The sequence below is a fragment of the Empedobacter sp. UBA7248 genome (assembly GCF_002472945.1).
Lineage (GTDB): Bacteria > Bacteroidota > Bacteroidia > Flavobacteriales > Weeksellaceae > Empedobacter > Empedobacter falsenii_C.
Genome location: NZ_DKSU01000008.1, coordinates 595,399 through 609,160 on the forward strand (window position 1 = coordinate 595,399; position 13,762 = coordinate 609,160).

Sequence of the window (13,762 nt, forward strand, 5' to 3'; positions counted from 1 at the left end):
TGATTATTATAAATTTTTAAATCATTCAAAATTAATTCATCTACTATATTTGATATTTTACTAAAAGCTATAAGCTGATGAATAAAAATTTCTAACTTCGTGAAAATTCAAATTCACACATGAAAAATATACTTTTATCAACGATTACATTAGCTTCTTTTACAGCTTTTGGACAAAATATTTCGAATCAAGCCATTGATCAAGTCACAGAAAATGCCATGAAAACTTTTGATGTTCCTGGGATATCTGTTGCGGTTATCAAAGACGGCACAATTGTGCATTCGAAAGGTTATGGTGTAAAATCGCTTAAAACGGGAGAAAAAGTTCAGTCCGATACAAATTTTGGAATTGCTTCTAACTCAAAAGCTTTTACAGCAGCAGCTTTGGCGATTTTGGTTGATGAAGGAAAAATAAAGTGGGATGATAAAGTGATTACGCACATTCCTGAATTCAAGATGTACAACGATTATGTAACCAAAGAATTTACAATTCGTGATTTATTAACGCATCGCAGTGGATTAGGTTTGGGTGCTGGAGATTTGATGGTTTGGCCCGATGGACATAATTTCACTCCAAAAGATATTATTTCTAATATTCAGTTTTTAAAACCAGTTTCAGATTTTCGTGTAAAATATGATTACGATAATTTATTATACATTATTGCAGGAGTTGTAATTGAAAGAGTTTCGGGGCAATCTTGGACAGATTTTGTAACAAAAAGATTGTTAGAACCAATTGGAATGACGAATACTGCGGCGAATTGGCGCTTAGTGAAAGACAAGAAAAATGCAATTGATCCGCACGTTCCTATTGATGGAAAATTACAAGTAATTGATCGTTATACGAACACCATTTTTGATGCTGCTGCAGGAATTTATTCGAATGTTGATGATATTGCAAAATGGTTGCAATTCAATTTGGATAAAGGAAAAGTGAACGGAAAACAAATTATTTCTGAAAAACAAATGAACGAAATGATTACACCACAAACTTTACAACCAAATCGCACAACTCCGCCTTATAATTCATTATTCAAAGCTTATGGTTTGGGATGGCAGTTGCAGGATATGAACGGAAAATTAGAAGTTTCGCATACTGGAGGATTGGAAGGAATTGTAACACAAACGATGTTTTATCCTCAAGAAAAATTAGGAATTGTGATTTTGACTAACCAACAATCAGGTGCAGCTTTCCGTGCAATTTCAAATACGATCAAAGATTTTTACTTAAAAAATCCTTCTACAGATTGGGTAAAAACCTACGATGAGTTGATGAAGAAAAATGTGGAAGAAGCCGATGTTATTACCGATGAAGTTTGGAAAACAGTTGAAGCAAATCAAAAAAATAAAGCCATCAAATTTGATGTAAAAAGCGTAATTGGAACGTATAAAGACAATTGGTTTGGAGATGTTGTGATTTATGAAAAGAATGGAAAAATCATTTTCGAATCGAAACGTTCTCCTCAATTAACTGGTGAAATGTCGTTTTACAAAGACAATACGTTTGCGGTAAAATGGTACAATCGTTATTTCCATGCAGATGCTTTTGTTTATGCAGAAATGAAAGATGGAAAAATGACAGGTTTCAAAATGAAAGCGATTTCTCCGTTAACAGATTTCAGTTATGACTTCCAAGATTTAGATTTTACGAGAAAATAAATTTTAATAAATACTAATCAAATGCGAAGTTCGAAATTCGAACTTCGTTTTTTTCTATTAAAAATGAAATTCAAAGGTTACGCATTTGGGCTAATTTCGTCCATTTCTTATGGATTAATTCCATTATTTATCCTACCTATAAAACAAGCAAATTTTTCGATGGATACCACATTATTCTATCGATTCTTTTTTTCTGCATTAATTGTCGGAACATATTTATTCATCAAAAAACAATCATTCAAAATAGATGTGAAACAGATTCCATTTTTAATCATTTTAGGATTATTGTACGGAATCTCAGCGGATGCTTTATTTTTAGGTTATGATTATTTAACTCCTGGAATTGCCTCCACATTATTATTCGTTTATCCGTTGATTGTTGCCGTCATAATGGCTGTTTTCTTCAAAGAAAGAATTACAATTTCAACCATTATAGCCATTGTTTTTGTATTAGCTGGTGTAATTTTATTAAGTTTCAAAGAAGGAAAATTCGAGCTAAATCCAATCGGATTAGGAATTGTTTTTATCAGTGCTTTGGGTTACGGATTATATATTGTGACAGTCAACAAATCGAAAGTACGAGATATAAAAGGTTTTACATTAAGCTTTTATTCGTTTCTATTTACAACGCTTTATTATGCAACAAAAATGATTATTCACAAAGAATCGTTCATTTTACCATCATTAGAATTAACCTTCAACTTTTTTATATTTGCGTTTGTTACGACAGTTATTTCGAGCATCGCTTTGATTTATGCGATTAAAAATATTGGTTCTACAGCCACTTCTATTCTTGGCGCATCAGAACCTGTGGTTGCCGTTGCTGTAAGTGTTATGATTTTTGGTGAAGATTTTTCGCTGAGTTTAGCTTTAGGAATTTTTATGATTATTCTAGGCGTGACTCTGAATGTAATTGGTGATGCATATCAACAAAAAAGATTGAAGTAATTGTAAATCCTATTTTTAACTTTGCAGCAATGAAACAGAAATTTAATCCTGAAGGTTGGAATCGTATAGAGCATTTTAATATGTTCTCGAAAATGGATAATCCGTATGTCGGAGTTGTTGCGGAGGTTGAATGTTCTAAAGCATACAAATTTGCCAAAGGAAATAAATTGTCTTTTTTCGCAGTCTATTTACATTGCTCGATGTTGGCAGAGAATAAGATTAATGAATTTAAATATCGTATAGAAGATGATGAAATTTTTGTGTACGATCATTTAGATTGCGGAACAACAATTGGTAGAAAAGACGGAACTTTTGGTTTTGCATTGATGAATTTTACCGAAGATTTTGATGCATTTAATGCGCAACTTCAAGAGCAAATACAAAGTGTAGAAAATTCGGTTGGTTTGCACATCAAAAATGAAGAAATTACCATTGGTTTGGTTCGTCATTCTACATTTCCATGGTCGAAATTTACGGGATTAGTGCAACCAAGTAATTTTGGAACAGGAGAATCTATTCCGCGAATTATTTTTGGAAAAGCGTATACGCAAAACGATAAAATGTATATGCCTGTTTCGGTTGAGGCGAATCATGGTTTTGTAGATGGTTTTCATTTGGCGAATTATCTGCAAGAATTTGAAAACGAATTAGGTAAATATTAGAAATAGTAAAAACGAATTTCGAGTTTCGAAATTCGTTTTTTTATTTTACATCATTAGGATGAATAAATGGTTCTGGTTCTGGAATTTCCTCATATTGAATAGGAAAATATTTTTTATCTTCTTCTAAAACAAAATCATCCGTATAATTATAAAAATGCTCCAACTCTCTTAATTGATACTTTCCTTCTTCATCTTTATGAAATCGAAAAGCGTAACCTTTTATTTCACAGCAGAATGTTATTTTTTCTTTATCTAAAGGGATATAATTTAAATTTGAGATATCGATATATTCATCTAATACTTCATTTTTATCTAAAAGAATAGTATAATCTGTATTTTGAATAGTAATTGGTAATGTATAATAATTCCCTATTGAACAGTCTTGTCCAGTCGAAGAAATATATAAATAAAATTTTTCTTTTGCGAAAAAGAGAGAGATTGTTCTAATTGGTATATGATTACTTTTTGTAATATCAATAGCTTGTTCAATAACTTCATTTACATTCTCATCTTTAAAAACTGAATCTGCTTTTATTTCATTCTTCTTTTCCCAACCTTTAGCAGATTGATTGCTCGGTTGCTCGCATTGAACAAAAAGAATGAATAAGAATAAAATATATAAATTCTTCATACAAGTGTTTTAATTAAAGATAATCAATTCACTGCAACTTTTTTATTTAGTTTTTTTGACCAAGAAAAAATATAAATCGTTCCTATAATTGAAGGTACAATCCAAAAATAAATATTATCTCCAAATCCAGCGCCTGCAACCAAAAACGCTGTTACTGATGCGATATAAGCGCCAATCATTTTTCCAACATGATTCATTGTCCATTTTTTATAATTCTCTGGATTCTTGTAAAAAATAAAATCTCGATAAGACATAAATCCGCCTAAAAACCCAAAAATTAAATACAACAATCCAATTCCATGATTCGAGAAAAGTGGAAGTAATCCAAAAACAATCATCACAATAGATGTGATAAACATTGTTCCAGAAATGATTTTATCTAAATTATTTGAGTAATTTTTGCGTTTATAATTCAGAATTCTATTTCCGATCAAAATCATATAAATCGTAAAAACACCAATCATTAAAAGAAAAGAATTATGGTGATTTGGGAAAGCACAAATGATTAGCGAAAGAATAGAACTGACTAACATACCAATCGAAAATATTTTTCCCACTTTTTTGTGTGTCGTATTTCCTTTTTTTATGATCATAACAGCAGTTCCGGCAACCAAACCAATTCCTCCGAAAAATGCGTGAATGTAAATAATGATTTTGACTAAATTTTCCATAATGTGTTTATTTATTATGGAATAAAATTAAGTGAAGTCGTTTTTAATTTTAAAAATTATTGACCGAATTGTCGAATTTCGTGGATGAATTGTATTACTCTTTTGTTTTCACTGTTTCGATAGCGTCATTCATCAAATCGAACTCGTAACCTTTGTACGCTAAATATGCTTTTACTTTGTTTATTTTCTTGAAAGATTCGCGCTCAGAAGCTAATAAATTGAACTTTTTTTGCGTTAAATGCAATAAATTATTCCAATATTTATCCAAATCAATTTCCTCCTTAAATGCTTTTTCAATTAATTTTTGATCAATTTGACGCATTTTTAATTCTTGACGAAGACGATTTCTTCCCCACATTTTTTGATTAACCTTCCCTCGAACAAAACTATGTACAAAACGTTCTTCATTCAGAAATCCGTAATGAATCAACTTAAAAAGAATCTCATCTTTCGCTTCTGGAATCAAATCAAAATCGCGTAGTTTTTTCTCCACTTCCCAATGACAACGATCTTGATAAAGACAATATTTTGCCATTTTATCTTTGATTTCATCAATCGTATAAATCTTTTTTTGGTTGTCTTTAGAGAAATTCATGCAACAAAGTTAAGATTTTAGATTTTCGTCTTACTTCTCGATACAATTTTCTTTTTCTAACGAAACGAAAATTACTCGAAATGACAAAATCCGAGCTTGTCTTAACAAGCTAATAAAATTCTTCATTTCGATCACGCTTTATTCAGAATGACATCAACAAAAAAACTGAATCAAGAATGATTCAGTTTTTAAAATTATTTTATAAAAATTTATTAAGCTTTTTGTAATTCCGCAATATATGCTGTTGGATTCTCAGCATTGAAAACTGCCGAACCTGCAACTAAAGCGTCTGCGCCAGCTTCTACCAATTTTGATGCATTTTGAACTCCAACTCCGCCATCAATTTCGATGATCACATTTGCATTAGCTTCTGTAATCATTTTTTTCAATTTTGATACTTTGTTGTATGTATTCTCAATGAATTTTTGACCTCCAAAACCTGGATTAACACTCATAATTAACACTAAGTCTAGATCATTAATCACATCTTCTAAAACAGATACTGGTGTATGCGGATTAAGCGCCACTCCTGCTTTCATTCCTTCTGCTTTTATGGCCTGAATTGTACGATGTAAATGTGTACACGCTTCGTAATGAACAGTCAAAATATCTGCGCCAACTTGTTTGAAAATTGAAATATAACGATCTGGATCAACAATCATTAAATGTACATCCAAAACTTTGTCTGTTAACGAATTTATTTTCTCAATAATTGGCATTCCGTAAGAAATATTCGGAACAAAAACGCCGTCCATTACATCTAAATGAAACCATTCGGCTTGAGAATTATTAACCATTTCGATGTCTTTTGCTAAATTCCCGAAATCGGCTGCTAAAATTGATGGTGCTACTATTGGCATAATCTTATTTGTTGTTTGTTTGTATTTTGTGGTGCAAAGGTAATGAAATAAAAAAATCGTTGAAAACTCAACGATTTATATTTTTTAGAAATTATAACCAACTCGAAAGCCTAAATCTAAAGCAACTCCAGTATTTGTACTCTTTACTTCTAATGTTGTATAATTATCAAAATCATAGTTTGTATATGTTTCTTGATAAAGAGAAAGTCCTAATCCTGTATAAAACTCGTAAAAAAAGTTTTGAGCAAAAGAACGTTTAAATCCATAATTGAATGTAATAGAACCTTGCGGATTAACACCTAAATTATCACTATTAGACGTTGTTAACCAATCTGGCGTATAAGTTCCTTTTAAAGCAATATAATTCCCAGAATTATTTTTGGTGTTTTTTCCTTTACCAATTCTTCGGTCAAAATTATAATAATAACGTCCTTCTAAAGCTATATTTGTTGTCAAAATATACTCAAAATCACTCCCATAAAAATCGCTATAGCTGTATCTGAAACCTCCTAAATAATCTAAAGATCCAACAGCCGTAAAATTTTCGGATAAAGCTTTTTCATATTGAATTCCGATTCCAATAAAACTAATGTTTGCATTAAACAAATCTGTCGCTTTTTCTTGTGCAAATAGAGAAGATGATAATAAGAGAGTAAATAATAGTTTTTTCATTTTCAGTGTTAATTAATTCAATACGAATATAACAGAAAAAATGATTCAGCAAAATTATTTTTAATCCAAGAAAACCCTGTTATCAATAAAGTTATAAGGCTCTTCGTCTTTCAATTCTTCGTTGATGATAAAATGAATCGAATCTTTTGACATAAAAATATAAGTGTAAATATCTGCCATTTCATCAGAATCTCTAAACTCATAATATTCGTCGCCAATCGTGCACCAAACGCCTTCGTCTTCAGAGAAAGTTACACGATCATCACTATAAATCGTCTTAAAGTTAACCGTCATTGTGCCGTCAGCTTTTCTATTCACCAACCAACTATTTGTTTCTCCTTTAAAAAATTTCCCATGATCAGTTCCAGACCAAATTCCAACGAATCTGTCATCTACATCCATAGATTTTATATATTCTTTCATTTGGTTTTGATCAGCTTTGTTCATCATGATTTTCTATATTAAAATTAGCTTAAAAGTAGCCAATCTATACTTCTTCTCATCTCAAAAAGACTTAATTTGCAGCTCGGGATAAAAAACAACAAATTTATGGAAAATAATATGCTTAATCAACATCCAGCAGATATTGCCGAACAATTAACTGCGCTGAACGTAAAGGAAAGAAATATCGCTTTTTATTCGCTTTCGAATGATGATAAAGTTGAAGTATTCTCCTATTTTGAGCCCGATATTCAGTACGAAATTGTAAAAAGTTTGACGGACGAAGATTTAGCTGAAGTTTTGAACAATCTTGATCCTGATGACCGAACAGAACTTTTTGAAAATTTCCCAGATCAATTAATCAAACATTCCATTAATCTTTTAAATCCTGAAGAACGTGCTACAGCACTGAATTTGATTGGATACAAAGAAGATTCGATTGCGCGTTTGATGACTCCAAATTATATTCAGGTAAAAGAACATTATACGGTAAAACAAGTTTTGGCGCACATCAAAAAATATGGAAAAAAAGCGGAAACGTTGACGTATATTTTTATTGTTGATGGGAAAAATAGATTGATTGATGATTTAAAAATTGGTGAAATTCTTTTGGCTGATGAAGATACTAAAGTTGAAGATTTGATCGATCATAATTTTGTTTCAATCAAGACGACGACTCCTTTAGAAGATGCGTTAGAAGTTTTTGATAAATATGATCGTTCTGCGATGCCAATTGTGACAGAGAATGATGTTTTAGTCGGAATTGTAACCTTCGACGACATCTTGGATCGAATGAAAATGCGTGATACAGAAGACATTCAGAAATTCGGAGGGATGGAAGAATTGGATGTTTCGTATACTAAAACACCTATTGCGGAGTTAATCAAAAAGCGTGCAGGTTGGCTGGTTATCTTATTTATTGGCGAAATGTTTACTGCTTCTGCAATGAGTTATTATGACCAAGAAATCGAAAAAGCAGTTGTGTTGGCATTATTTGTTCCATTGATTATTTCGAGTGGTGGAAATTCTGGTTCTCAAGCGGCTTCACTGATTATTCGTGCGATGGCTTTGGGCGAATTGAAATTAAAAGATTGGTGGTATGTAATGAAAAAAGAATTTGCTTCGGGATTAATCTTAGGTGCAATTCTTGGATTTGTAGGCTTTATCAGGATCTTAATTTGGCAAGAATTAGGTATTTACAGTTACGGAGAATATTGGTTGTATGTAGCTTTAACAGTTGCTTTATCTTTAATCATTATTGTTTTATGGGGAACACTTTCTGGATCTTTAGTTCCATTTATTTTGAGAAAAATTGGATTTGATCCCGCAACAGCATCCTCGCCTTTCGTCGCAACTTTGGTTGACGTTTCAGGATTGATTATTTACTTTACAATTGCTGCAATTTTACTAAGCGGGAAATTATTGTAACGAAAAACTCCAACTAAATTTAGTTGGAGTTTTTTATTTTTATCGTCCGATATATGTTTTCAAAATCTTAGATCTTGAAGTATGTTTTAAACGGCGAATTGCTTTTTCTTTAATTTGACGAACACGTTCTCTTGTTAAATCAAACGTTTCTCCAATTTCTTCTAACGTCATTGGATGTTGACCGTTTAATCCGAAGTATAAACGAATTAAATCAGCTTCACGAGGCGTTAATGTTTGTAATGCACGTTCAATTTCTACACGTAAAGACTCAATCATCAATTGTACATCTGGAGATGGAGATTCACCAATGTTTAATACATCGTATAAGTTAGAATCTTCTCCTTCTACTAATGGCGCATCCATTGAGACGTGACGACCAGAGTTTTTCATCGACTCTTTTACATCACCTTCAGACATATCCAAAACTTCAGAAATTTCTTCTGCAGATGGGGCACGCTCATGTTCTTGCTCTAATAAAGCATAGGCTTTATTAATTTTATTGATTGATCCAATTTTATTTAATGGTAAACGTACAATACGAGATTGCTCTGCTAATGCTTGTAAGATAGATTGACGAATCCACCAAACCGCATACGAGATAAATTTGAAACCACGCGTTTCGTCAAAACGTTGCGCTGCTTTAATCAAACCTAAATTTCCTTCATTAATTAAATCTGGTAAACTTAAACCTTGATTTTGATATTGTTTCGCAACAGATACCACGAAACGTAAGTTTGCTTTTGTTAATTTTTCTAAGGCAACACGATCTCCTGCTTTGATACGTTGTGCTAACTCTACTTCCTCCTCCGCTGTAATCAAATCTACTTTACCAATCTCTTGTAAGTATTTATCCAACGACGCAGTTTCACGATTTGTTACCTGCTTTGTAATTTTAAGCTGTCTCATTTAACTAAAACCCTCCTATTATTAATGATTATTATCGATTTCTTTTGGCATTTTATCAACACCACTATATATGTATACGCAGATAACTGAAAAAGGTTACAAAATATTGTAAAATATTTCAGAATTAATGTCTTAAAACTTCGTAAATCATTTGTGCAGAGAGTTTCGCTGTTGAGTTATCAACATCAAAAAGCGAATTATATTCAACCAAATCAAAGATTTTCACTTTGTTTGAGTTCATCAAAACCTTCAAAATATATTTAACCTGAAAAGGAGTCAAACCATTAATTGTCGTTGCACTTACACCTGGCGCATAAGCTGCATCAAAAACATCCATATCCAACGAAACATAAAGCGCATCAAATTGTTGAACAATCGTTTTCAAATCATCTAACACTTTATTCAAATTGAAATGCACTTCATCTGCCAAAATAAAATTAACGTCTAAATTTTCTGCTCGTTGAAATAATGCTTTCGTATTTCCTAATTCTTGAATACCGATTGGAATATAATTGAACTTCATTTCATTTTCTTCGCAATACTTAGCCATTTCGTAAAAAGGAGTTCCTGAAGTAGAGTGAGGATTTGGTGTTCTCAAATCAAAATGTGCATCGAGATTGATAATTCCAATATTTTTGTATGATTTTGCTAAAGCCAAAAAATCTCCTAAAGCTGTTTCATGTCCACCACCAATTACAATCGGAAAATGATTTTGTTGGATGATTTTATCCACTTGACTGATTTGTTCCTCTCGCGCAAATTCTAAATTATTATCATCACAATGAATATTTCCAGCATCGAAAATAAAATCAGTTTCAGAAAAATGTAAAGGCAAATTCGCTAAACTTTTTCGAATCAAATCTGGCGAATTTTTCGCACCAATTCGTCCTTTATTTCGTTCAACACCTTCTTCTGAACAGAAACCTAAAAGTACTTTTGGTTGAACGGATGATGATTCAAATTTATCGTAATCAGAAATTACTTGATGAATTCTTAATCCTAATTCTCCGTCTTCAGAATCAATTCTTCCTGTCCAATTTTCTTGATTAAATGGTGTTTTTTGCATGATTAATAAAATTTAGGTAACGACAACTTATATTTTACAGTCACAATACGAATCGCAGCGATAATAGCTCCCGAAACGATGAAATTTATATTACGATCTAATCCAAAATTATCAAAAATTAAATACATCACACCTCCTGCAATACATGCCATTGCATAAATTTCTTTCACAAAAACCGTAGGCGTTCTATTCATCAAAACATCACGCAACATCCCCCCCATTACAGCGGTCATCATCCCCATCATCACAGAAATAAAATCATTTGCGCCCAAAGAATGTGCTTTCTCTAAACCTACTATTGTAAATAATGCAATTCCCAATGTATCGAAAAGCATTAATGTTACTCTTAATCGTGAAAAATATTTAAAAAATAATCCTGCTAATAAAATTCCAGCAAAAACTGCGTAAATGACATTCATATCATTTATCCAAACTAACGGATAACTGTTAAGGAATAAATCGCGTAAAGTTCCGCCACCAACAGCCGTTATAAAAGCAAAGCAAGCAATTCCGAACCAATCGTGTTTTTGTCTTTCATCTCCAGCTAAAGCACCAGAAATTGCGAACACAACCGTTCCGAATAATTCAAAAATGTATTGAATTTCCATCTATAAAAAATTAGTTCGCTAAGATACGAATCTATAAATTAATGACTTTTAAACTTTGGTAATGATAAATTGTATTTAATTGCAGCCAAACGAATTGCGACAATTACAGCTCCCGAAACAAAGAAATTGATGTTACGATCAAGTCCCAATTTCCATAAAATCATATAAATAACTGCACCACATAGACATGCAAATGCATAGATTTCTTTCTTGAAAATAATAGGAACTTCATTCAACATCATATCGCGAATAATGGATCCAAAAACCGCAGTAAACATTCCCATTACAGGTGCAATTACGGGATGAATTCCAAGATTTAGAGCTTTTTCTAAACCAACAATTGTAAACAAAGCAATCCCTAACGTATCAAAAAGCATAAATGTTTTACGAAGTTTAAGTAAAGGCGTATAGAAAATTGCCGCTAAAACAACACCAATCCCTACTGCATAAATAAGATTAACATCCTTTATCCACATAATCTCAACGGAAAGTAATATATCACGTATTGTACCGCCTCCAATTGAAGTTAGGAAAGCAATAAAGGTTACACCAAACCAATCGTTACCCGATTTTTCATCTGCTGCTAAAGCGCCCGAAATTCCAAAAAAAAGTGTACCAAATAATTCGAAAAAATATTGAATCTCCATTTCTATTGTATTAAATCATATTGTGTTGTGCTCTGTCAAAAATAAACACTTTTCTTTTTTAACGATGTTTAAATATACAATCGAAAATAAAAAAAGACCAACACATTTGTTAGTCTTTTTGTTAATATTAATAATAATTTGTTTTTTCTAATTGCTTTTCATCAATTGGATCTTCATCCAAATAGCGTTCTAAACTATCATCTAACTCTTTCATCCAAGCTGTGTGATGTTTTTCTGCTTTCGTTTCGTCCATAACAGAGGTATAAGTTTTATCTCGATAAGTTAAAATATTTTCTTCTTTATCTTTTAACCAAGATTTGAACATATTAGCAACTTTATCCAAATCGAACATAGGATAATCAGTTAAATGAATTAAATCCTTCAAATAATCCGTTTGAAAATCAACATGATCATCAGCAGAAATCGATTGTTTTTCATAATCCATCCATTTCTGAATATCTTTTTGAATATCCTGTTTTGAAGGCAAATCAATTCGTCCCAAAATATAATCACGTGCAAACCATGCTTGTGCATCAAACATATTAAATGTGTAATATTGATCCTGCATTCCCAAAAATAACAATTGAGCATTAACATCTGATATTACACCTTTATACATTCCTTCTGGATACAAACAGTTTTTTGTTTTTAGACGCAAATTATCTGGCAAAAACGGAAATTTGTGTTGATAACCTGTACACATAATTACTGCATCAAACTCTTTTGATGTTCCGTCTTTGAAAAATGCTTTCTTATCTTCAAAATGTGTTACCAAAGGCAATTCTTCTATTCCATTTGGCCATTTACAATCGATTGGATTTGTACGATAAGAAATTGTGACCGATTTAGTTCCGTGTTTATAGCATTGTACCGCAATATCTTCTGCCGAATAACTACTACCAATCAATAAAATTTCTTTACCTCTAAATGGATCAGCTCCACGGAAATCATGCGCATGCATTAAATTTCCTGTATAATTCTCGATCCCTTTAAAATAAGGCACATTTGGTGTAGAAAAATGCCCTGTTCCGACAATTAAATAATCGAAATATTCTTCGAACGTTTCATTTTTCTTTAAATCATCAAAAACAACGCGAAATTGTTTTTTATCCTCTACATAATCTACCCACCTTGCAACGGTATTAAACTGAATGTACTTTCGTGCATTACTTTGTTTAATTCTCCCTTCTATATAATCGAATAATACTTCTCTAGGTGGATAAGAAGATATTGTTTGACCAAAGTGTTCAGAAAATGTATAATCTGCAAATTCTAAACATTCTTTTGGTCCATTCGACCATAAATATTTATACATACTGCCATGCAATGGCTCTCCATATTTACCTACTCCTGTACGCCAAGTGTAGTTCCACATTCCTCCCCAGTTGTCTTGCTTCTCAAAACATTTAATTTCTGGAATTTTGTTACCCTTTTTTTCTTCTGACTCAAATGCTCTTAACATTGCCAAACCACTTGGTCCAGCCCCGATAATGCCTACTTTTAAACTCATGAATTGTTTTTAATTAAACTTATATGAACTACTCAACTATCATTCGATAGTAATTGATTTTTATGTCTGAAACGACCTGATATAGAAACAAACTTCTATAAAAACTGTGTAAAACAGAATAGAATGCGTAATCTAATGATTACAACATATAAAGAGATAGAAAACCTCTTGCTGAATAAATAAAATTTTATTCAAATTAAATTATTCTTCAATGTACTAAAATTATAGCAGATGGACAAATATTAATGAAACATAAAGCTAAGCGTAATTATTTGGGAGTTCCCTTCGGTCGAGCTATCCATTCCAATCTTTTGTAGAAGAAATTTAGAAGTTATTATAGAAAATCCAATTCCTACAAAAGGATTTCCATTACTATCCCTAACGTGGGTTTTAAGTTCTGAATTTTGAGTAATAAGTTATAAGACGTAAGATTTAAGGCTTACAGAACAAAAATCTATT

Annotated in this window: 15 protein-coding genes; 4 read left to right on the plus strand and 11 right to left on the minus strand. The window is 31.8% G+C overall.

Features of this window, described 5'->3' with window-relative positions; genetic code table 11:
* Positions 1–119 precede the first annotated feature (119 nt).
* The 3 genes from B4A23_RS09785 to B4A23_RS09795 all read left to right on the plus strand — a co-directional run bounded on the left by B4A23_RS09785 (position 120) and on the right by B4A23_RS09795 (position 3,268).
* Positions 120–1,658 (plus strand): serine hydrolase, encoded by a 1,539-nt coding sequence (locus B4A23_RS09785; RefSeq protein ID WP_291119450.1) that lies wholly within the window; start codon positions 120–122, stop codon positions 1,656–1,658.
* Positions 1,659–1,721: 63 nt separating this feature from the next.
* The gene (locus tag B4A23_RS09790) at positions 1,722–2,606 is read left to right on the plus strand and encodes a DMT family transporter (protein ID WP_291119453.1); all 885 of its coding nucleotides are present in this window, start codon (positions 1,722–1,724) and stop codon (positions 2,604–2,606) included.
* Positions 2,607–2,635: 29 nt separating this feature from the next.
* Entirely contained in the window at positions 2,636–3,268 is a 633-nt protein-coding gene (locus tag B4A23_RS09795; protein WP_291119456.1) for a CatA-like O-acetyltransferase, read from the plus strand.
* 40 nt (positions 3,269–3,308) lie between these two features.
* On the opposite strand, the gene B4A23_RS09800 is transcribed toward B4A23_RS09795, so the two are convergent.
* The 6 genes from B4A23_RS09800 to B4A23_RS09825 all read right to left on the minus strand — a co-directional run bounded on the left by B4A23_RS09800 (position 3,309) and on the right by B4A23_RS09825 (position 7,147).
* Complete coding sequence (locus B4A23_RS09800; protein WP_180905252.1) at positions 3,309–3,899, minus strand: hypothetical protein; 591 nt, start codon at positions 3,897–3,899, stop codon at positions 3,309–3,311.
* A 23-nt stretch (positions 3,900–3,922) separates the two neighbouring features.
* A complete protein-coding gene (locus B4A23_RS09805; RefSeq protein WP_291119459.1) occupies positions 3,923–4,570 on the minus strand; it encodes a hypothetical protein in 648 nt (215 codons plus the stop codon).
* 94 nt (positions 4,571–4,664) lie between these two features.
* Positions 4,665–5,165: a regulatory protein RecX gene (locus B4A23_RS09810; RefSeq protein WP_038332506.1), complete on the minus strand. Its 501-nt coding sequence runs from the start codon at positions 5,163–5,165 to the stop codon at positions 4,665–4,667.
* A 212-nt stretch (positions 5,166–5,377) separates the two neighbouring features.
* Positions 5,378–6,025: a ribulose-phosphate 3-epimerase gene (gene rpe, locus B4A23_RS09815; protein ID WP_291119462.1), complete on the minus strand. Its 648-nt coding sequence runs from the start codon at positions 6,023–6,025 to the stop codon at positions 5,378–5,380.
* An 84-nt stretch (positions 6,026–6,109) separates the two neighbouring features.
* Positions 6,110–6,697, minus strand: a complete 588-nt coding sequence (locus tag B4A23_RS09820; RefSeq protein ID WP_291119465.1) for a hypothetical protein — start codon at positions 6,695–6,697, stop codon at positions 6,110–6,112.
* Positions 6,698–6,757: 60 nt separating this feature from the next.
* Positions 6,758–7,147, minus strand: coding sequence for a hypothetical protein (locus B4A23_RS09825; RefSeq protein WP_125350026.1), 390 nt, complete (start codon positions 7,145–7,147; stop codon positions 6,758–6,760).
* 99 nt (positions 7,148–7,246) lie between these two features.
* Between B4A23_RS09825 and mgtE the strand changes: the two genes are divergently transcribed.
* Entirely contained in the window at positions 7,247–8,566 is a 1,320-nt protein-coding gene (gene mgtE / locus B4A23_RS09830) for a magnesium transporter (protein WP_291119467.1), read from the plus strand.
* A gap of 39 nt (positions 8,567–8,605) precedes the next feature.
* On the opposite strand, the gene B4A23_RS09835 is transcribed toward mgtE, so the two are convergent.
* The 5 genes from B4A23_RS09835 to B4A23_RS09855 all read right to left on the minus strand — a co-directional run bounded on the left by B4A23_RS09835 (position 8,606) and on the right by B4A23_RS09855 (position 13,303).
* On the minus strand, positions 8,606–9,472 hold the full coding sequence (locus B4A23_RS09835) for a sigma-70 family RNA polymerase sigma factor (RefSeq protein WP_019975176.1): 867 nt from the start codon (positions 9,470–9,472) through the stop codon (positions 8,606–8,608).
* A 124-nt stretch (positions 9,473–9,596) separates the two neighbouring features.
* Entirely contained in the window at positions 9,597–10,538 is a 942-nt protein-coding gene (hutG, locus tag B4A23_RS09840; protein WP_291119470.1) for a formimidoylglutamase, read from the minus strand.
* Positions 10,539–10,540: 2 nt separating this feature from the next.
* Positions 10,541–11,146, minus strand: coding sequence for a trimeric intracellular cation channel family protein (locus B4A23_RS09845; RefSeq protein WP_280063355.1), 606 nt, complete (start codon positions 11,144–11,146; stop codon positions 10,541–10,543).
* Positions 11,147–11,184: 38 nt separating this feature from the next.
* Positions 11,185–11,793 carry a trimeric intracellular cation channel family protein gene (locus B4A23_RS09850; protein WP_286485048.1) on the minus strand — a complete coding sequence of 203 codons (609 nt, stop codon included), beginning with the start codon at positions 11,791–11,793 and terminating at the stop codon, positions 11,185–11,187.
* A 127-nt stretch (positions 11,794–11,920) separates the two neighbouring features.
* The gene (locus B4A23_RS09855) at positions 11,921–13,303 is read right to left on the minus strand and encodes an NAD(P)/FAD-dependent oxidoreductase (protein ID WP_291119475.1); all 1,383 of its coding nucleotides are present in this window, start codon (positions 13,301–13,303) and stop codon (positions 11,921–11,923) included.
* Between the last annotated feature and the right edge of the window lie 459 nt (positions 13,304–13,762).